11 protein-coding genes are annotated in these 21,825 nt (G+C 59.6%); 6 read left to right on the top strand and 5 right to left on the bottom strand.

Translation table 11 applies throughout. The features are described 5' to 3' along the window. The first annotated feature begins 1 nt into the window (after position 1). From recC to recD, 3 genes are read left to right on the top strand one after another with little or no spacing between them, the layout of a single operon-like run. Positions 2-3,595 carry an exodeoxyribonuclease V subunit gamma gene (gene recC / locus Q675_RS34320; RefSeq protein WP_023011922.1) on the top strand — a complete coding sequence of 1,198 codons (3,594 nt, stop codon included), beginning with the start codon at positions 2-4 and terminating at the stop codon, positions 3,593-3,595. Beyond that, on the top strand, positions 3,592-7,317 hold the full coding sequence (recB, locus tag Q675_RS34315) for an exodeoxyribonuclease V subunit beta (RefSeq protein WP_023011921.1): 3,726 nt from the start codon (positions 3,592-3,594) through the stop codon (positions 7,315-7,317). The genes recC and recB overlap by 4 nt, the downstream gene beginning before the upstream one ends. Next, the gene (recD, locus tag Q675_RS34310) at positions 7,314-9,566 is read left to right on the top strand and encodes an exodeoxyribonuclease V subunit alpha (RefSeq protein ID WP_023011920.1); all 2,253 of its coding nucleotides are present in this window, start codon (positions 7,314-7,316) and stop codon (positions 9,564-9,566) included. Before recB ends, recD begins: the two co-directional genes overlap by 4 nt. Positions 9,567-9,578: 12 nt before the next feature. On the opposite strand, the gene Q675_RS34305 is transcribed toward recD, so the two are convergent. Beyond that, the gene (locus tag Q675_RS34305; protein ID WP_023011919.1) at positions 9,579-11,372 is read right to left on the bottom strand and encodes an ABCB family ABC transporter ATP-binding protein/permease; all 1,794 of its coding nucleotides are present in this window, start codon (positions 11,370-11,372) and stop codon (positions 9,579-9,581) included. Positions 11,373-11,598: 226 nt separating this feature from the next. Between Q675_RS34305 and Q675_RS34300 the strand changes: the two genes are divergently transcribed. The 3 genes from Q675_RS34300 to Q675_RS34290 all read left to right on the top strand — a co-directional run bounded on the left by Q675_RS34300 (position 11,599) and on the right by Q675_RS34290 (position 15,612). Beyond that, positions 11,599-13,371, top strand: coding sequence for an ABC transporter transmembrane domain-containing protein (locus Q675_RS34300; RefSeq protein ID WP_023011918.1), 1,773 nt, complete (start codon positions 11,599-11,601; stop codon positions 13,369-13,371). An 88-nt stretch (positions 13,372-13,459) separates the two neighbouring features. Then, complete coding sequence (locus tag Q675_RS34295; protein ID WP_023011917.1) at positions 13,460-14,737, top strand: aspartate aminotransferase family protein; 1,278 nt, start codon at positions 13,460-13,462, stop codon at positions 14,735-14,737. Positions 14,738-14,844: 107 nt separating this feature from the next. Then, positions 14,845-15,612: a VC0807 family protein gene (locus Q675_RS34290; protein ID WP_011783587.1), complete on the top strand. Its 768-nt coding sequence runs from the start codon at positions 14,845-14,847 to the stop codon at positions 15,610-15,612. A 99-nt stretch (positions 15,613-15,711) separates the two neighbouring features. Here the strand turns inward: Q675_RS34290 and gyrB are convergent, their stop codons facing one another. The 4 genes from gyrB to dnaN form a co-directional block, all read right to left on the bottom strand. Further along, the gene (gene gyrB, locus Q675_RS34285) at positions 15,712-18,126 is read right to left on the bottom strand and encodes a DNA topoisomerase (ATP-hydrolyzing) subunit B (RefSeq protein ID WP_023011916.1); all 2,415 of its coding nucleotides are present in this window, start codon (positions 18,124-18,126) and stop codon (positions 15,712-15,714) included. A 71-nt stretch (positions 18,127-18,197) separates the two neighbouring features. Then, positions 18,198-19,319, bottom strand: coding sequence for a DNA replication/repair protein RecF (recF, locus tag Q675_RS34280; protein ID WP_014419999.1), 1,122 nt, complete (start codon positions 19,317-19,319; stop codon positions 18,198-18,200). Between the two features lie 103 nt (positions 19,320-19,422). Next, complete coding sequence (locus tag Q675_RS34275; protein ID WP_023011915.1) at positions 19,423-20,694, bottom strand: ABC1 kinase family protein; 1,272 nt, start codon at positions 20,692-20,694, stop codon at positions 19,423-19,425. An 18-nt stretch (positions 20,695-20,712) separates the two neighbouring features. Beyond that, on the bottom strand, positions 20,713-21,816 hold the full coding sequence (gene dnaN, locus Q675_RS34270; protein WP_023011914.1) for a DNA polymerase III subunit beta: 1,104 nt from the start codon (positions 21,814-21,816) through the stop codon (positions 20,713-20,715). Between the last annotated feature and the right edge of the window lie 9 nt (positions 21,817-21,825).

Raw genomic sequence — 21,825 nt, 5'->3', positions numbered from 1 at the left:
CATGGCCGACTCTACCGCCATTGAACCCGGCTTTCACGCCATCCATGCCAACCATCTGGAAGACCTGCGCCGCGCCGTGGTCTATATCTGCCGGCAGAACCCCATGCCGCCGCTACAGAGCGAGACCTTTCTGGTGCAGAGTAACGGCATTGCCCAGTGGCTGAAGCTGGCGCTGGCAGAGAAGCGCACCGAGGATGGCGTGGAAGGCGGCCTGGGCATTGCCGCCGGCATGGATTTCCTGTTTCCTGCCCGGTTCATCTGGCAGGCCTATCGGGCGGTGTTGCCCGACGGCGAAGTACCGGAGCAGTCCCCCTTCGACAAGCGCCGCCTGGTCTGGCGGCTGTACCGATTGTTGCCGGAGCTGGTGGGGCAGGATGAGGCCTTCACACCACTGGCGCGATTCCTGGACGGCCGCGATACCGATCTGCGCAATTTCCAGCTGGCGGAGAAAGTGGCGGATCTGTTCGACCAGTACCAGGTGTTCCGGGCCGACTGGCTCGCGGCCTGGGAACAGAGCAAGGATGTGGTGATCACGGCCCGGGGCGAGGAGAAAGCTCTGGATACGGAAGCCTGCTGGCAGCCCCTGCTCTGGCGCAAGCTGGTCGAGGACGTGGGCAGCGAGGCCCACACCAGCCGTTCGCAAATCCACACCCGCTTTATGGCCCAGGGCCAGCGCATCAGCGAACCGGCCAATGCCAGTCGCTTGCCCAAGCGCATCGTGGTGTTCGGAGTATCGTCGCTGCCCCGGCAGGCGCTGGAAGCCCTGTATGTACTGAGCCGGTTCAGCCAGGTGGTGCTGTGCGTCCACAACCCCTGCCAGTTCTACTGGGCCGACATCATCAGCGACCGGGAACTGTTAAAAGCCGAACGCAAGCGGGGCGCGCCACACCCGGTGTTGTCGCAAATTGACGACCCGGACCAGTTGCACCAGCACGCCAACCCGTTGCTGGCGGCCTGGGGCAAACAGGGCCGGGACTACATTCGCCTGCTGGATGAGTTCGACAACCCGGACGACTACCACGCCAGTTTCCAGACGCCCGGCCAGAAGATCGACATCTTCACCGACCATGGCGATGTGGATAACCCCTGCCTGCTGCACCAGTTGCAGAACGATATCCACAACCTGACGCCACTGCAGGAAATCCGCCAGCAGCAGCGCACGGTGGATCTGACCCGCGACCATTCCGTAGTGTTCCACGACGCCCACGGCCCCCAGCGGGAAGTGGAGATTCTGCACGACCAGCTGCTGGCTGCGTTCAATGCCGATCCGACACTGCGGCCCCGGGATGTAATTGTGATGGTGCCTGACATCAACGTGTACGCGCCTCATATTCAGGCGGTGTTCGGTCGCTACTCGCCGGGCCGCAAGCGCCACATTCCGTTCACCATTTCCGACCAGGGACAGCGCCACCACGAACCCGTGCTGATTGCCCTGGAAACCCTGATGTCATTGCCCCGAAGCCGCTTCGGTGTGAGCGAAATCATCAGCTTGCTGGAAGTAGCCGGCATCCGCGACCGCTTTGACATCAGCGAAGACGACATCCCTCTGGCCCGGCGCTGGGTGGAAGGCGCCAATATTCGCTGGGGCCTGCATGGCAAGCACCGGGAAAGCCTGGACCTGCCGGCAGAGCTGGAACGCAACACCTGGCAAGCCGGGCTGCGCGCCATGTTGCTGGGTTATGGCATGGGCGATGACCAGCCCTGGGGCGGGGTAGAGCCCTATGGTGAAATCGGCGGCCTGCAAGCCAGCCTGGCCGGTCGCCTGGGCGAGTTCGTGCACCAGCTGGAAACCCTGTGGCAGGCACTGCAGGCCACCCGCACGCCCGGTGAATGGGAAGCCCTGTTCTCCGCCATGCTGGAGCAGTTTTTCCACAAGGTGGAAGGCCAGGACCTGCTGTTGCTCAACCGCTTCCGCCGTCAGTTGGAGCAGTGGCTGGACGATGCCCTGGCCGCCGGACTGGAACAGCAACCGCTGCCCCTGAATATCGTCAAGGATGTGCTGCTGCAGGGCCTGGATGAGGGCGGCCTGAACCAGCGTTTCCTGGCCGGCAAGGTCAACTTCGCCACCCTGATGCCGATGCGGGCCATTCCGTTCCGCAAGGTCTGCCTGCTGGGCATGAACGACGGCGATTACCCTCGCTCCCGGCCGCCGGTGGATTTCGACCTCATGGCCCAGGATTATCGGCCGGGGGACCGCTCCCGCCGGGAAGACGACCGCTACCTGTTTCTGGAAGCCTTGTTGTCCGCCCGGGAACAGCTGTACATCAGCTGGGTGGGGCGCAGTATCAGGGACGACTCCGAACGGCCACCCTCGGTGCTCATCGGCCAGTTACAGGACCACCTGAACAGTCTGTGGACCGTGGCGGGGCAACCGGATGGTTCTGTTACCAGGGCTCTGACCACCCAGCATCCGCTGCAGCCTTTCAGCCGGGACTATTTCCCCAGAACCAACGGCGTGGGCGAGGGTGAAGAGACCCAACCCAAACCCCTGGCCGACGTGCTGCAGGCCCGGGGACTGTTCACCTATGAACGGGAATGGCGTAGCGCTCATGCAGTGGATAACCCGGAGCAGAGCCGGGAAGCGCTGCCGTACCAGACGCCCGAAGAGCCCATCAGCCTGAACGAGCTGGCGAATTTCCTGAAAAAGCCCATCGACACCTTCTACCAGCGCCGGCTGCAGGTGCGCTTTGAAGCGGTGGAAGAAGACGACACCGATAACGAAAACTTCGACCTGAACGGCCTGGACCGCTGGCGCCTGGACAACGAGCTGATCCATGAGGGTGTCGTCAAAGCGGCCAGTGAAGAGGAGTTGCACGAACGCCTGGAAGCCACTCTGGACCGTATGGCCCGGCGGGGCGATTTGGGTATGGGGGTGACCGAACATCGCCTGCGCACCGAGCTGGCCGGCCGCCTGCCAGACCTGTTTCAACGCTACCGCGGCGCGCTGGCCGAGTGGCCGGAAGCAGTGGCCGAGCCCTTACCGTTCGAGTTTCGGTACTCGGATAGCACAGGCGCAGTGGAGGTGGTCGATTTAATCGACAATCTGCGCTGCAACCCTTCAGGACAACTGTGCCGACTGGTGATCGCCAACTCCGGTCTGCTGACCGGCTCCGGTTACTCGAAAAAAGTCCGCTACGCCAATCTGCTGCGGGACTGGTTGGTTCACCTGGCCGGGCAACTCAGTGGCCAGCCCTATGAAACCGTGATCCTGGGCAAGGAAGAAGGCCGTAAATTCCACTTCCCGGTCATGGCTCCGGAGCAGGCACAAAAGCACTTCGAAGCCATTCTGGGCCGCTGGATGGAAGCCACCACCCGGACCCTGCCCATTCACTGCGAAGCCGGCTTTGCCTGGATCACCAGTTTCTATGGCGGCAAGAAATCTGTCGGCGACCACGAACGGGCCATTAGCGAAGCAGAACAGGCCTATTCCACCGCCCTGGACCGGGACACCGGCTACCTGCTGGGTGCCTTCGAAAGTCCCGAGGCACTGATGGCGAGCGGCGAGTTTGAAGCCCTGCTGCACCAGCTTTATGTGCCTCTGTGGGAGGCCGAACAGGGCAAGTCGGCGGCGGAGCAAATCGGGAGTATGGAATGACGGAACAGAGAACCAACCGAAACCCGAACCTGGACCCGCTGGCCCTGCCCCTGAATGGCAGCGCGCTGATCGAGGCCAGCGCCGGCACCGGCAAAACCTTCACCATCGCCATCCTGTATGTGCGCCTGGTGCTGGGCCATGGCCAGGCAGAAGACAGCCCGCTGCAGAACCTGTTGCCACCAAACCTGCTGGTGGTCACCTTTACCGACGCCGCCACCAAGGAGCTGCGGGACCGCATCCGCACCCGGCTGACCCAGGCCGCCGAGGTGTTTTCCGACGCCGCTGACCACCTCGAACCCACCCCGGAAACCGCACTTATCCACAAGCTGCGGGATGACAGTTATCCGGACCCGGCCAGGTGGCCTGACTGCCGCAAGAAACTGCTGCTGGCCGCCGAATGGATGGACGAAGCGGCGGTATCCACCATTCACGGTTTCTGCAACCGCATGCTCAGCGAACACGCCTTCGACAGCGGCAGCCTGTTCAAGCTCACCCTGGAAACCGACCAGAGCGAACTGCTGGACGAGGTGGCAAGGGATTACTGGCGTACCTTCGTTTACCCGTTACCACCGGCCCTTATGGACGAAGCCCTGAGCCACTGGAAAACCCCCACCGATCTGCGCAAGGCGGTACGTAATCTGATCGACGACCCGGATGCTCTGGGTACACCGCCCCAGAGCGTGCACGAAGCCATTGACCAGGTGGTCAGCGAACGGCTCGCGCGGGCCGGTGAACTGAAAGCCCACCCCTGGGCCCAGTGGCAACAGGAAGTCACTGACCTGCTGAACGATCTGAACAAAGGCAAGCGTCTGCACGGGGGTAGCAAGAACGCCATGCTCAAGGTGTGGGAGTTTCTGGTCGCCTGGGCCGAATCCGACGAGCTATTGCCGGAGAAGCTGGACAGCGCTGCCGGTTACAAGAACCAGACCCCCGAGGGTCTGGACAACATCCTGAAAGGCGACGACCCGGCACCCCAGCACCCGGCGTTTGACGCCATCGACGCCTTGCTGGCCTTCGGCCAGAACCCGCCCAGTGCCAAGTCCGACATCCTGCGCCACGCCAGCCACTGGATTGCCGGGCGACTGGAAGCGGAAAAGCAGCAGCGCTCGGAAATGGGTTTTGATGACCTGCTCACCCGCCTGGATGACGCGCTGCACGGCCCCCGCGGGGACCAACTGGCCGCCACCATCCGCCGCCAGTTTCCGGTAGCGCTGATTGACGAGTTTCAGGATACCGACCCGGTGCAGTACCGCATCTTCAACCGGATCTATAACGTCGAAGCCAACCAACCGGACACCTGCCTGCTGATGATCGGCGATCCGAAACAGGCCATCTACGGTTTCCGGGGCGCCGATATCCACACTTACCTGCAGGCCCGCCTGGGCGTGCAGGCACGCACTTACACCCTGGGCAAGAACTTCCGCTCCGCCGAAACCATGGTGAGCGCCGTCAACCGGGTGTTTGAGCACAGCGACCAGTTCAGCGCCAGGGGCGCCTTCCTGTTCGGCAAGGGCGACAGCACGCCGCTGCCGTTCCAGGGCGTCGATGCCAACGGCACCAGGCGGCTGTGGTCGGTGCAGGGTGAAGTCCAGCCCAGCCTGGTGTTCTGGACCCACGAATCCGGTGAAACCGACAAAGAGGGTAACCCCAAGGGCCTCGCCAAGGGCACCGCCACGGCTGAAATGGCCGAAACCTGCGCCAGTGAAATCGCCCGATTGTTGACCCTGGGGCAGGGAAGGCAGGCCGGCTTTGCCTTGCCAGACAGCCCGGACGACCTCGAACCCGTTGAAGCCAGAGACATTGCCGTACTGGTGAATAACCGCAACGAGGCCGCTGCGGTGCGGGACGCCCTCGGCCGGCGGCGCATCAAGAGTGTGTACCTGTCGGACCGGGATTCAGTATTGACCTCCCGGGAGGCGAACGAGGTACTGTGCTGGCTGCGCGCCTTTGCCGAACCCCGGCAGTTGGCGTTCATCCGCGCCGCGCTGGCCACACCGACCCTGGGCCAGAGCTGGCACGCACTGGATCGGCTGCTCACCGATGAGCTGATACTGGAACGGGAAATCGAGCGCTTCCAGCGCTACCAGCAACAGTGGCAGAGCCAGGGCGTATTGCCCATGCTGCGTAGTTTTCTGATGGACTTCGAGGTTCCCGGCCGCCTGCTGCAACGCCCTGACGGTGAGCGAAGACTGACTGACATCCTGCACATTGCCGAACTGCTGCAGCAGGACAGCCTGCAACTGGACGGCGAACATGCCCTGGTGCACCACTTCACCCAGATCCTGCGGGCGGCAGACGAAGAAGACGAACACCGCACCCTGCGCCTGGAAAGCGACGCCGGTCTGGTAAAGGTAATCACCGTGCACAAATCCAAGGGCCTGGAATACCCACTGGTATTCCTGCCCTTCGGCACCGCCTTCCGGGCAGAGAACCCGAAGCAGGCGTATGTTCGCTACCATGACGACACCGGCAAGCTGGTGACCGTGTTCGATCCGACTCCGGAAGACATTGAAAGGGCCGACCAGGAACGCCTGGGCGAGGACATCCGTAAACTCTATGTGGCCCTGACCCGGGCCCGGTTTGCCACCTGGGTGGGCGCGGCGGCTGTGGATAACTGGTATCAGAGCGGCCTGGGCTATGCGATTGCCGGAACACCGGAGCGGTCCATTAGCCAGGCTCTGGCCTCACTGGCCCAGGACCGCCCGGAAATCCGGATTTCCCCGCTGCCGGAAGCCGGAAACACAATATTCACCGAAACCGCCCCGGAAGCCCTGGGCCCGGCGCTGATCTCCAACCGCGAAGCGAAGGAAGACTGGTGGATAGCCAGTTACTCCACCATCGAATACACCGGCATGGCCGGCACCGGCATTACCTTCACCGGCGAGGTGGAAGACGCCCAGACCCAGAACCTGCTGGAAGAGAGTGCCCAGGACGACACTGATGAAGCGCCCCCCGTGCCCGCGGTGCGCAACCATCACCATTTCCCCAAGGGCGCCGGCCCCGGCACCTTCCTGCACGAATTACTGGAATGGTGCACGGCGCAGGGCTTCCAGCGGGTTGTGGATAACCCCGAGCTGCTGCACGAACAGCTGAGCCGCCGCTGCGGCACCCGGGGCTGGAGCGACTGGGTGGACCCCCTGCAACACTGGCTGCTGGAACTGATCCGCAAACCACTGCGACTGGATCGCAATGGCCAGGATACCGCCAGCCTGGCGCAGTTGGGCAGTCTGCGCCCGGAGCTGGAGTTCTGGTTTGAAAGCCGTAACGTCAGCATCCATACACTGGACAAACTGGTCACCCGTTACACCCTGAACGGCGCGGACCGGCCCCGGGCCGAGGCCAACCGCTTCAATGGCATGCTCAAGGGCTTTATCGACCTGGTGTTTGAACACAAGGGGCAGTATTACGTGCTGGACTACAAATCCAATACCCTGGGCGAGGACGACGACGCCTACACCGACCAGGCCATGGGCCAGGCGATTCTGGACAAACGCTACGACCTGCAATACATCCTCTACCTGCTGGCCCTGCACCGGCTGCTGAAGGCCCGTTTACCGGGATACGACTACGACCAGCACATTGGCGGCGCGGTGTACCTGTTCCTGCGAGGGGTGAACTCCGCCAGCGGCGGCGCCTTTACCGACAAGCCCCCCAGGGTGCTGATCGAACAACTGGACGCCCTGTTCGATGGCGAGCCGGTGTCCGGGGAGGTGGCTGCATGAGCCGTACCCGCCATACCGAAAACCAGTTTGCCCTGGACCTGGGTGACGACACGCCAGTGAACCGGGCGGCCACAGAATCACCGGAGACTGTGGATAACTCCCAGCTGCTGGCCCATCCTGACGACACCGAGGCGCTGTTAGGGCAATGGCAACAGGCCGGCTGGATTCGCCCGCTGGATACCGGCTTTGCCCGGCTGATCAGGGAACTCAGCGAAGAGCAGGGCGAAGGCCCGCAACCACTGGTGCTGCTGTTGGCGGCACTGACCTCGCACCAGGTGGGCCGGGGGCACGTATGCATCGATCTGGCCACGCTACTCGACGATGCCGGCCAGACCCTGGCGCTGCCGCCGGAAGAACCGGCCAATACCGGCCTGTCTGAGAGCGAGGTGGCCAACCTGCAAGGGCGTTATCCACAGGAACTGCTGTCACGGGTACAGCTAACCGATTGCCTCGCAGCCCTGCAGGGTTCTCTGGCCGTGAGCGATGGCTCCGTGCCGGCACCGCTGGTACTGAACGGCACCCGACTGTACCTGCGCCGGTTCTGGCGTTACGAACAACGCATTGCCGAGGGCATTCAGCAACGACTGGCCTTGCCATCGCCGCTGGCCGACCCGCAATCGGCGGCCTCCCAAACCTTATCCACAGCGCTCAGCAAACTGTTCCAGTCCACAGAGCCGGTGGATTACCAGAAACTGGCCTGCGCTCTGGCCGCCCGTAACCGCTTCGCCGTGATCACCGGTGGTCCGGGTACCGGCAAGACCACCACCGTGGTGAATCTTCTGGCAGCCCTGCAGGCCGTGGCCGGGGAAAGCCCGGAGCGGGCAGGGCGCAAGTACCGTATCCGCCTGGCCGCACCCACCGGCAAGGCCGCCGCCCGGCTGAACGAATCCATTGGCGGTGCGGTCAGCAAGCTGCCACTGGCCGACCTGCCCGGCTCCGTGAAACTGGAGGACATTCCCACCAAGGTCACCACCCTGCACCGGCTACTCGGTAGCCGGCCAGACACGCGCCAGTTCCGACATCACCGAGACAATCCGTTGCTGGTGGATATCCTGGTCATCGATGAGGCATCCATGGTGGATGTCGACCTGATGGCCTCGGTATTCGATGCCCTGCCCGCCAGCGCTCAGCTGATCCTGCTGGGCGACAAGGACCAGCTGGCCTCAGTGGACGCCGGTGCGGTGCTGGGGGAACTGTGCCAACGGGCCCTGGACGCCCACTACACGCCGGATACTGCCCGTTGGCTGGCTGCCATCACCGGCGCGCAGGTGCCGGATAGCCTTGTGGATAACTCCGGCCAGCCACTCGACCAGGCGGTGGCGATGTTGCGCAAGAGCTACCGCTTCGGACAGGACAGTGGTATCCGTCAACTGGCAGAAGCCGTAAACACCAGCGAGCTCACCAGCCAGGTACTGGGTCATATCCGGGACGCCGGGTTTGATGATGTAATCTGGCTGAACGGCCAAACACCAAAACCCGATCCGGATCAGACACTTGAGCTGATCTGCCACCACGCCATCACCGGCTCACCGGAGGCTTTCCGAAACGCCGGCCAGGGCCGGGTGGTGAATGGCCAGGCGCTGCCAACACCGGTAGGCTATAGCCATTATCTGGAAGTTATCCACAGCTGTGATTTGACCGCCGACAGTCCCCGGGAAGCCTGGGATGCCCACGCCGCTGAGGTGTTGGAAGCCTTCAACGATTTCCAGGTGCTGTGTGCGTTACGCAAAGGCCCCTGGGGCGTGGAGGGCTTGAACCAGCGTATCGCCCAGAAGCTGCTGGCTGAAAAACTGATCGACAAAACCGACGGCTGGTACGCCGGCCGGCCGGTGCTGGTCACCGGCAACGACTACAACCTCGGCCTGATGAACGGGGATATCGGCCTCACCTTCAGTGTACCCTGGGATAAGACCGAAACCGGCGAGCCAAAAGCGACCCTTCGGGTAGCCTTCCCGAGCAGTGACAGCACCGGCGGCATTCGCTGGATTTCCCCCAGCCGTTTGCAGCAGCTGGAAACGGTATACGCCATGACGGTGCATAAGTCCCAGGGTTCCGAATTCAACCACACCTGTCTGGTGCTGCCGGATCGCCTCAGCCCGGTACTGACCAAGGAACTGGTGTACACGGGCATCACCCGGGCCAGGAACTGGTTCAGCCTGATTACCGGCGATGCGCAGGTGTTCAAAGACAGCGTAAGCCAACAGGTGGTGCGGGCTTCAGGACTGGCGCTTCGGCTCGGAGAGCAATAATGGCCACGGGCATCAGTTATCCTCAGTCCGATGTTGCTGTTCCCAAAGACGGGCGTAATGACCATCGCGGGCCAGCAACTCGTGATGGCTGCCACTTTCGACAATCCGGCCCCCGTCCATCACCAGAATGCTATTGGCATCGCGAACTGTGGATAACCTGTGGGCAATCACCAGGGTAGTACGCTGGTGGCTGACCTCTTTCAGGGCACCGAGGATGGCCTGTTCGGACAAGGAGTCCAGGGAGGAGGTTGCCTCGTCCAGGATCAGTATTGGCGGGTTCTTCAGGATAACCCGGGCAATGGCCACCCGCTGTTTTTCGCCGCCAGACAACTTGAGGCCGCGCTCGCCGACTTTCGTTTCGTAGCCTTCTGGAAGGCTGTGGATAAAATCTTCCAGGTGGGCCATGCGCGCGGCCCGGTAGACTTCTTCCTCGGTCGCTTCGGGGCGGCCATACGCCAGGTTACGGTAAAGGGTATCGTTGAACAGTACGGTGTCCTGCGGTACCACCCCGATGGCAGAACGCAGACTGTCTTGGGTGACCGATCGAATATCCTGGCCATCAATCCGGATAGCGCCGTTATCGACCTCGTAGAAGCGGAACAGCAGCCGGGCGAGGGTAGACTTGCCGGCACCGCTGGCGCCCACCACCGCCACGGTATGGCCGGCAGGGATAGTGAAGCTAACGTCTTGCAGGATCAACCGGTCCGGGCGGTAGGCAAAGTGGATATGTTCGAAGCGTACCTCTCCGTTATCCACAACCAGGGGCCTGGCATCCGGCGCGTCCTGGATTGCCGGTTGGTCACCCAGTAGTTTGAACAGACGCTCCACATTCACCAGGGCCTGGCGGATTTCCCGGTAGACAAAGCCCAGGGCATTCAGGGGAATGAACAGCTGGATCAGGTAGGCGTTGATCATGGTGAAATCACCCAGGGTGATTTCGCCGCTGGCCACTTCGCCCACCGCCATGGCCATAATGACGATCAGCGCTATGCCGATGATCAATGCCTGGCCAGCGTTCAGGGTGGCCAGCGACAGGCGGTTCTTCAACCGAGCCTTTTCCCACTCATCCAGGTCCTGATCGTACAGTTCGGCCTCGTAGCGTTCGTTGTTGAAGTATTTCACCGTCTCATAGTTCAGCAGGCTGTCGATGGCCCGGGAGTTGGACTGGTTGTCCCGGGCATTGGCTTCCCGCACGAACCTGGTTCGCCACTCGGTGATCCTGATAGAGAACACCACATACACAACCACCGCCACCAGAATGGCGACGACATACCCGACGTTGAACACCACCAGCAGGATGCCCGCCACCAGCAGGATTTCCAGGATGGTAGGCACGATGTTGAACAGGGTGAAGCGCAGCAAAAAGCTGATGCCGTTGGTGCCGCGTTCAATATCCCGGGCCAGGCCACCGGTTTTACGGTCCAGGTGAAAGCCCAGCTCGCGCTGATGCAGGTGTTCAAACACCCGCAATGACACCCGCCGCATGGCCCGTTCCGCCACCCGGGCAAACACGGCATCCCGCAGTTCGCTGAACAGGGTGGCGCCAAAGCGCAGGCTACCGTAGGCCACCACCAGCACGACCGGAATCCACAGCAGCATGTCGGCACCGCGGTTCTGGTCCAGGTAGTCGACAATGTATTTCAGTGCCACCGGGGTGGCGACGGTGGCCAGCTTTGCCAAGACCAGCATCGCCATAGCCAACGCGACCCGCCCCCTGAATTCCAGAAGATACGGCCACAGCCCGGAAATAATCGACCAGTCTGGCTTATGATCGGCGGGGTAGTCGTTGTCGGCGTAGGCTCTCAATGCAATATCCTTGAACTTTTGGAGATGTCGAGCGCCCGAGATGGGGAGCCTTTCCGGGACACGCTGTAAATACATCCCTGTACGCTCGACAAAAGCCATCCCTGGCTTTTGACGGTCCCGGAAAGGCTCCCCATCCCGTGCACTCTTGCTAACAGCTATGATACGTCTTCATCTGAGGACAAATCGTAAAAGAAACGGCTTAATTAAACTTTGATCGATCAGGAGAGTGACCATCAGCCCCAACCATCGTAAAGCTCTAAGACTTGTCATCGAGTTTATCAGTCCCTATCGACGCGCGGTTGTAGGGGCACTGGTGGCACTGGTTATTACTGCCGGCATCACTCTTGGTCTGGGCCAGGGCCTGCGCATTCTGGTCGATCAGGGCCTGGCCACGCAGTCTCCGGAAAACCTCGCCAAAGCCATCGGCCTGTTTTTCGTGCTGGTACTCGGCCTGGCCTTTGGTTCGTTTGCCCGATTCTACCTGGTGTCCTGGATTGGCGAACGGGTGGTGGCAGATATTCGAAAACGGGTATTCAATCACCTGATCGATCTCACGCCCAGCTTCTTTGAACAGAACCGGGCCCTGGAGATTCAGTCCCGGTTTACGGCTGACACCACCGTACTGCAATCGGTGATTGGCTCCACCGTCTCCATCGCCCTGCGCAACACGCTGATGCTTATCGGCGGGCTCATTCTTCTGTTTGTCACCAACGCCAAGCTGGCCAGCATCATCCTGCTGGGATTTCCGCTGGTGATTGCGCCGATCCTGTTTTACGGCCGCCGGGTGCGGGCGCTGTCCCGACTGAGTCAGGACCGGGTGGCGGATATTGGCAGTTATGTCGGGGAGAATCTCAGCCAGATCAAAACCGTACAGGCCTTCAATCATCAGCCTCACGACCGCCGCTATTTCGCCGAGGTTTCTGAAAAAGCCTTCGATATTGCCCGGCAACGGATTCGGCAGCGCGCCTGGCTGACCACATTGGCGATTTCCCTGGTGATGGGCGCCGTCGGTATTGTCATCTGGATTGGCGGGCTGGATGTGATTCATGGCCGAATCTCACCGGGTGAGCTGGCAGCCTTTGTGTTCTACAGCCTGCTGGTGGGGGTCGCGGCTGGAGCCATCAGTGAGGTGATTGGCGAATTGCAGCGCGCCGCCGGTTCCGCAGCTCGCCTGTTTGAGCTGCTGCAGACCGAGCCGGAGCGGCGTCCCGAGACAGGAACGGACCGGCTTCCGGGCACAGTGACCGGTGCAATTACTCTGGATAACCTGAGCTTCAGCTACAGCGGGCGCACGGAACGGCCAGCGCTTGCCAGGGTCTCTCTGGAAATCCAGCCGGGTGAAACCCTTGCCCTGGTCGGACCGTCCGGTGCCGGTAAATCCACGTTGTTTGATCTGCTACTGGGTTTCTATCCGCTACAGGACGGTTCTATCCGGTTGGAGGGCATAGACACCGCCAAGGTTCCACTGGCTGACCTGCGACGGTGTTTCGCTCTGGTGCCGCAGAATCCCGCCCTGTTTCATGGCACTGTCGCCGATAATCTGCGCTACGCCCGGCCCGAGGCCAATCAGGCTGAGATCGAGCAGGCCGCCCGTATTGCCCACGCCCACGAATTTATTCAGGCCCTGCCACAGGGTTACGACACGCCCCTGGGTGATGCCGGCCAGGGCCTTTCCGGTGGCCAGAAACAACGACTGGCGATTGCCCGTGCGCTGTTGGCCGACGCTCCGATTCTGCTGCTTGATGAAGCCACCAGCGCCCTGGATGCGGAAAGCGAGCACCTGATTCAGCGGGCCATGCCGGCGCTCACGGAGGGCCGGACTACCCTGGTGATTGCTCACCGGCTGGCAACGGTGCGGGATGCCGACAGGATCGCGGTATTTGACGAAGGCCGACTGCTGGCAGTGGGCAGTCACGACCAGTTGATCCGCGATAACCCGCTGTACCGGCGCCTGGCCAGCCTGCAATTCCGGGACACCGGGAGCCAGACAGAACACTGAGTGCCCCGTTGGTCGGTTTGTGTGTTGGGTGCGTACTCCCTACACTGGTACTAGAAATTCCTAATCCTGACACAGGGAGACACGCAAAGTGAGCAACAAAGAATTGCAGGCACTCAAAGAGCGATACGTCGCCGCGGGCGCAGCAAGCCCCAATGATCAATTTGCAGATCACGCCCTGAACGCAGAGGTCTGGGACGCAGATGGCAAACGCATGATCGATTTCGCCGGCGGTATCGGCGTATTGAACATCGGCCATCGACATCCCAAGGTGGTTGAGGCCGTCAAGGCGCAGCTCGACAAACTGATGCACACCTGCCAGACGGTGATGCCCTACGAGGGCTACGTGAAGCTGGCCCAGAAACTGAGCGAAGTGGTGCCGGTAAAAGGCCACGGCAAGGTCATGCTGGCCAACTCCGGCGCCGAGGCATTGGAAAACGCGGTCAAGATTGCCCGCGCAGCCACCGGCAAAAACAACGTTATCTGTTTTGACGGCGGCTACCACGGCCGCACCTTCTTCACCATGGCCATGAACGGCAAGGCCGCCCCTTACCAGACCTCCTTCGGCCCCATGCCCGGCCTGGTGTACCGCGCGCCTTACCCGGTGCCTTACCATGGCATTTCCGAAGAAGAGGCTCTGCGGGGCCTGGCGATGACCATGAAAGCCGATTCCCCGGCCCACGAAACCGCCGCCATCGTACTGGAGCCGGTTCTGGGTGAGGGCGGTTTCTACCCGGCACCGACAAGTTTCCTGAAAGCCATCCGCAAGATCTGCGATGACAACGACATCATGATGATCGTGGATGAAGTGCAAAGTGGCTTTGGCCGCACCGGCAAGCTGTTCGCCATCGAGCACAGTGGTGTTGAGCCGGACATCATGACCATGGCCAAGTCCATGGCCGATGGCATGCCTATCTCTGCCATTGTCGGCACCGACAAGGTGATGGACTCCTCCGGCCCGAACTCCCTGGGCGGCACCTACACCGGCAGCCCCACTGCCTGTGCCGCAGCTCTGGCGGTGTTTGATGTGATCAAAGAAGAAGACATCCTTGGCAAGAGCCAGCGCCTGGGCGAGAAACTCAGAGCCCGGTTCGACCAATGGCAGGAGCAGTTCACCCATGTGGACAACGCTCGCAATCTGGGCCCCATGGCGGCCTTTGAGCTGGTGGAAAGCAAGGATAGTCACAAGCCCATGCCAGAACTGGCCGGGGCCATTACCAAGAAGGCAAAGGAGAAAGGACTGATCCTGCTGAGTTGCGGTATGCACGGCAACACACTGCGGTTCCTGATGCCGGTGACCATCGAAGACGAAGTGCTGGAAGAAGGGCTGAATATTGTTGAGGAATGCCTGAAGGAAGTGGGCGCCTGAACCAGGCGGTTACGTCTGACTTCCTATTCGTCGTATACTGCCGGAAGCTCTTTCCGGCAGTTTCCCCCCTCGGGTTCTGCCGTTGATTCACCGATCAGGCGGTAACCATGACGTCCCAGAGTAATTCTCCCACTCCCGACCACCAACCCAGACCCTGGATCGATCTGCTGGTCAGTATCATCATTCCCTCGGTGATTCTGATGAAGTTCAGTGGTGACGAACACCTGGGCAGCGTCAATGCACTGATCATCGGCCTGGCGTTTCCCCTCGGCTGGGGCCTGTTCGAGCTGGTGCGCTACCACAAGAAAAACTTCATCGCCTTGCTGGGCCTGATCAGTGTCGGCCTCACCGGCGGCATTGGTTTGCTGGAACTGGATGCCGGCTGGCTCGCCATCAAGGAAGCGGCCGTGCCCGCCGTCATTGGTCTGGCGGTACTGGTGTCTACGCGCACCAGGTACCCCCTGGTCCGTACTCTGCTTTATAACCCGAATGTGCTGGACGTGGACAAGATTCAGGCCTCACTGGAAGAAAAGAACTGCGTGGAGGAGTTTGAAGGGCGGCTACTTAAGGCCAGCTATTTCTTTGCCGGCACCTTCCTGTTCTCGTCCATCATGAATTATGTGCTGGCGAAATGGATTGTGGTGAGCCCTTCGGGCACCCAGGCCTTCAATGAGGAACTGGGCCGCATGACCCTGGTGAGCTATCCGATGATTGCCATCCCCTCCATGGTGATGATGATGCTGATCTTCTATTACCTCTGGCGCACCATCCGACGCCTGACGGGGTATACCCTGGAAGAGGTGATGGCGCCACATCTGATTGAAAAGGAAAAAGAAAAGGAACGGAAGAGGGCAGAGTCAGGGTCCTCGAAATAGGTTATTACAACACCGGTTTCCGGGTTCCCCGGACACCCATAAAAAACGGTGGCATCCTCAAGGAGCCACCGTTTTTTATTGCCAACAAGGTTGGTCTGATCAGATATCCAGGTTGGTCACTTCCAGCGCGTTGCTCTGGATGAAGTCCCGCCGTGGCTCCACATCATCCCCCATCAGTGTGGTGAAGATCTGGTCCGCGGCAATCGCATCCTCAATGGTGACCTTCATCATCCGGCGGGTTTCCGGATCCATGGTGGTTTCCCACAACTGATCCGGGTTCATTTCACCCAGCCCCTTGTATCGCTGGATGTTCAGGCCACGCTGGGCTTCCTTCATCAGCCACTCCAGGGCGCCCTCGAAGGACAGCACAGACTGCTTGCGCTCGCCACGCTGGATGTAGGCGCCATCCTCAATCAGCCCCTCCAGGGTCTCGCCCAGACGGGCAATGGCCCCGTAGGACGAAGACTCGAAGAAGTCATGACTGAACACATGCTCATGGGGAATGCCATGCACAAAGATGGTGACTTTGGGCAGGTACAGGCCCCGTTCCTCATCGCGGGTAACGGAGAAGGTGTACTTGGTGCCCGTGCGGGTATCCAGATCCAGACCTTCACCCAGGCGCGCCACCCAACGGGCCACTTCAACCTCTTCCTTCAGGTGTTCCGGCTTGAGCGTACTGTTGTAGACCATCTGCTGCAGTACCTTGGCCGGATAGGCCCGGGACAGGCGATCGATCATCGCCATCACTGCCTGATAATCCTTCACCATGGTTTCCAGGGCGGAATCCTTGATGGCCGGTGCTTCCGGGTTCACATACAGCTGGGCGCCTTCCAGGGCCGTCTGGGTCAGATAGGCTTCCTTCGCCTTCTCGTCCTTCAGGTATTGCTCCTGTTTGCCACGCTTGACCTTGTACAGCGGCGGCATGGCAATGAACACATGGCCGCGCTCGATGATTTCCCGCATCTGGCGGAACAGGAAGGTCAGCAGCAGGGTACGGATGTGTGAACCGTCCACATCGGCATCGGTCATGATGATGATGGAGTGATAACGGAGTTTGTCCGGGTTGAACTCTTCGCGGCCGATGCCACAACCCAGTGCCGTGATCAGAGTGCCAACTTCCGCGGAAGACAGCATCTTGTCAAAACGGGCTTTCTCGACGTTCAGGATCTTACCTTTCAGGGGCAGGATGGCCTGGGTCTTACGATCACGGCCCTGCTTGGCACTGCCACCCGCAGAATCACCCTCCACAATGAACAGTTCGGAGAGGGCAGGGTCTTTTTCCTGGCAGTCCGCCAGCTTGCCGGGCAGGCCGGCAATGTCCAGGGCGCCCTTACGGCGGGTCATATCCCGGGCCTTACGGGCTGCTTCCCGGGCACGGGCCGCTTCGATCATCTTGTTAACGATCTGCTTGGCTTCGTTGGGTTGCTCCTGCAGGTACTCCGCAAAGCTCTGATACAGTTCCTGCTCCACCGCCGTCTTCACTTCCGAGGACACCAGCTTGTCCTTGGTCTGGGAGGAGAACTTGGGATCGGGCACTTTCACACTGATGATAGCGGTCAGGCCTTCCCGGGCATCATCACCGGAGGTCGCTACCTTGGCTTTCTTGCCCAGGCCTTCATGATCAATGTAGTTGTTCAGAGAGCGGGTCAGTGCTGCCCGGAAACCGGCCAGGTGAGTACCACCATCCCGCTGGGGAATATTGTTGGTGAAGCAGTAGATGTTTTCCTGGAAGGCATCGTTCCACTGCATGGCCACTTCTACCGCAATGCCATCTTCCCGCTCACGGTTGAAATGGAAGACACGGTTGATGGCCGTCTTGTTGGTATTCAGGTGCTCAACAAAGGCCCGCAGACCACCTTCATATTCAAAAATCTCCTCCTTGCCTGAACGCTCATCCGTCAGGCGGATACGCACACCACTGTTCAGGAAAGCGAGTTCCCGCAGGCGCTTGGCCAGGATGTCGTAATGGAACTGGATATGAGTGAAGGTTTCCGGAGAGGGAATAAAGTGAACCTTGGTACCGGAGGCATCGGTTTCACCGACTTCGCCCAAGGGCGCATTAGGTACACCGTGGGTGTAGCTCTGCTCATAGACCTTGCCATCCCGGCGGATGGTGAGGGTCAGCGAGGAAGACAGGGCGTTGACCACAGACACACCCACACCGTGCAGACCGCCGGAGACCTTGTAGGAGTTGTCGTCGAACTTACCGCCGGCATGCAACACAGTCATGATGACTTCGGCGGCCGAAACACCTTCCTCTTCATGTAGATCGACCGGGATACCGCGACCATTGTCTTTTACGGTAATGGATTCGTCCGGGTGGATGATGATGCCGATTTCAGAACAGTAACCAGCCAGAGCCTCATCGATGGAGTTATCCACCAACTCAAAGACCATGTGATGCAGGCCGGTGCCATCGTCGGTATCACCGATGTACATACCGGGCCGTTTACGCACCGCGTCGAGTCCTTTGAGGACTTTGATACTGGAGGAATTGTAGTTCGATTCACTCATTAAAAGAGACTCCTGGAGGTGAGCCCAGCCCTGGCGACAGACACGATCATTCGCGAACCCGCCCGGCTCAGCTATTCTTCCGTCAATTGTCCATGTTCCACGTGGAACATTCTGTATTCAGGTGTATCCCCATCGTGCCACAACGTGTCCGGTTCCGGATGCTCAATGGAGGTGATAAACACCTGACAACGCAGTTCCTGTAAGTTGCGAGCCAGCATAACGCGATGACGAACATCCAACTCGGCGTTGATATCGTCCAACAGAAACGTCACCTGTTTGCCAAGATCACTCAACACCTTGCCCTGAGCAATCTTCATCAGGATCACCAGTGTCTTTTGCTGCCCCCGCGAGAACGTTTCCGCCACCGGACGACCACCAAACTTCAGACGGATATCCGCCCGGTTCGGGCCGTACAAGGTGTGGCCCATCCGACGTTCTTGTTCACGATGGTTGACCAATACTTCGGTCAACGCTGTGCTTCGATCCCAGCCCGGATAAAAGTCCATCTTCAGACCTTCCACCCAGGGCGCATCCAGCTCCGCCAACACCGATTCAAAAGCGATCTTGAAGCGTTGGAAAACAGTTTGCCGGATGTCACTCAACGACTCCGCCAAGGCGCCGTACTGGGAATCCCAGACCCGCATCAACGATTCGTCCAGTCTACCATTTCTCAGCATTTGATTCCGCTGTGACGTGACTCTCTGAACCTGTTGCCACAGGGAAGAAAAGGAAGGTTCCACGTGGAACACTAACCAATCCAGAAACTGCCGACGCTTACCCGGGCCACCAGCAACAATGTCGAATACCCCGGGATCAATGACCGAGACCGGCAGATGCATCGCCAGAAACGAAAGACTGCGAACCGCCTCACCATCTACCCGCAACTGGGTTTCCTTGAGGCTGACATCCCGGGAAATACCAATTCTGTGCTCAACCTTCTCTGAAGACTCTTGCGCCAACAGACCTGAATCCAGTGCCCCGAAGACAGTCAGTTTCGATTGCCCATGAGCCACGACTGCCTGATGCCGGCTGACCCGAAACGACCGACCAAGACCCAGATAGCCAATCGCTTCCAGAACACTGGTTTTACCGCTGCCATTGGCGCCATAAAGAAGATTGAAGGACGGTGAAAATTCTACAGGCGCAGATAACAGGTTTCGGAAGTGCTGTGTCTGGAGTTTGACTAGCGCCATAGGTTAACGGAGTGCTCAGGCTGAAAATTCGGACGACCAAAACGAGAAAGGGCGATACCGTTTCCGATATCGCCCTAGTGTACTAGAAACCCCGGTAGACCGGTTAATGAAGCATGGTTAGCCGCTCGTCCATGAACACATCCATCTCTGGCGCCAGGATGTGAACATAGCGGTCGAAATACAAGAACTGCTTGAGCAGCAAGGCGAATTCACGGGGGAAATGCAAACCATGACTTTCGCCAACCTTTACCATGTCCATCAGGATATTATTCACGTCGTCCTCGGCCTGTTCCGCTTGATAGGGCACATCATCCGGAACCATACGATCCATCTGACGATACAGACGCTGAAGATCCGCAGACAGATCGTCCACCCGCACGGTGTGCCGGGTGACGCCAATCCGGATCATGGCGTCGGCCATACCATCAAAATTGCCCACCATAATCGCGGAAATGAAATCACTCACGGCCTGCCAGGTATCCGGTCTGATACGCCCGACAATGCCGAAATCGATAAAACCAACCCGACCATCCTCAAGCACCATCAGGTTACCGGCATGAACGTCTGCGTGAAAAAACTCGCATTGGGTCAGGCTGGCAAACCAGGTGTTCATGGCGGTTATCAATGTCCGCTCCGGATCACGGGAAAAGCCTCGAATACTCTCAAGATCCGTTAATGGGACCCCGCGGAAACGTTCCATGGTCAGAATCCGGCGAGTACTGCAATGCTCGTACACCCGCGGCACGGTCGCATCTTCATTGTGAGTATTCTGCAAAAACTCCCGGAAGACTTTCAGGTTGTTGGCCTCTTTGATGAAATCGCATTCTTCCATCATGGTTTTCTGGATTTCATCAACAATGCCGGACATGGAGGTCCAGGACAGTTTCGGGGCCAGCGTCTCGAGCATTCGGGCAGACAGGTAAAGGAAGTTGAGGTCCGTCAGCAGAATGTTTTCCACACCCGGCTTCTGAACCTTGATCACCACTTCTTCACCCGTTACCAGGCGAGCAGCATGAACCTGGGCAATGGATGCCGAAGCCAGTGCAACCGGATCAATTTCCGAATACACCTGATCAATAGGGCGACCAAGCTCGTCCCGGATGATCTTCTTGATTACGCTGAAGGGAAGGCTCGGGGTCTTGTCGAGGCAGAACTGGAACTCCTCCACATATTCCTTCGGGAAAAAGGTCGGCGAGCTGGCAATAAATTGTCCCAACTTGATGTAGGTTGCGCCCAGGCTTTCGAAGGTCTGCCTTAAAAGTCTCGGGGCAGGGGGCCGATCGCCCCGAACCCAGTTTACCCCGGTGCGGCCAAGCACAGACAGGGTCTGACCGATCCTGAACGCGCCTTTGATTCCATTCGTTACAGCACCCATAGAGCCCTCCAAACCTGATTACAGTCGCATCGGCATGACAACATACAGGCAGCGGTTGTCGTTCTGAGCCTCAATCAGCGCACTGCTGTTGGGATTCGACAACGTAATCTTCACCTGGTCATCATCCAGTGCATTCATGACATCTACCAGATAGCCTACATTAAACCCGATCTGCAGTGATTCGCCCTGATACTCCACCGGCAACGCATCTTCAGCCTGTTCCTGATCAGGGTTATTGGCGAACACCTGCAACTGGTTGGGAGAAAGGTTCAGGCGCACACCACGGATGTTCTCGTGCGACAGAATGCCCGCCCGCTGCAGGGTACTTTTCAGCGTTGAACGATCCGCCAGTACGGTTTTGTCACCGCCTCGCGGGATCACCCGGTTGTAATCCGGGAACTTGCCTTCAATCAACTTGGAGGTAAAGGTATAGCTGCCCACCGTCGCCCGCAGATGATTGTCACCGATGACCAGCGTAACCGGCGATTCTTCATCATCCAGAAGCCGGGCCAGTTCCAGTACACCTTTACGAGGCACAATAACCTGCCGCAACTCCGGACACCCGGTATCCAGATCGAACTGGGCCATGGCCAGACGATGACCATCGGTAGCCACAACCCGGGCATGATTAACATCCACTTCCAGCAACAACCCGTTCAGGTAATAACGCACATCCTGCTGGGCCATAGCGAACGCAGTGGCATCCAGCATGCGACCGAGCTCTTTCTGGGGTAATGCCAGGCGGAAGCTTTCCGGCTCATCTTCGACATTGGGAAAGTGCTCCGCTGGCAGCGTCGACAGGGTGAAGTGGGAATTGCCAGAACGCAGATGCAGACGATCGCCTTCCAGTGCCAGATCGATAGGCGCCTCATCCCCCAGAGCCCGGCAGATATCAGCCAACTTCCGCGCCGGAACCGTGATACGACCAGGCTGATCCACATGGACTGGTGCTACCCGAGCCACCAGCTCCACTTCCATATTGGTACCGGTCAGTGTCAGCGTATTGTCTTCCGCTTCCAGCAGGACGTTGGACAACACCGGCATGGTCTGTTTCTTTTCCACAACGCCCGCGATGCTTTGCAGCGGGGTGATCAGTGATTCACGGCTGATGGTCAGTTTCATGGCACTCGG

Source organism: Marinobacter sp. EN3 (assembly GCF_000475315.1).
GTDB lineage: Bacteria > Pseudomonadota > Gammaproteobacteria > Pseudomonadales > Oleiphilaceae > Marinobacter > Marinobacter nauticus.
Note: the sequence above shows the minus strand (reverse complement) of the source record. Positions and strands in the feature narration are given on the sequence as shown.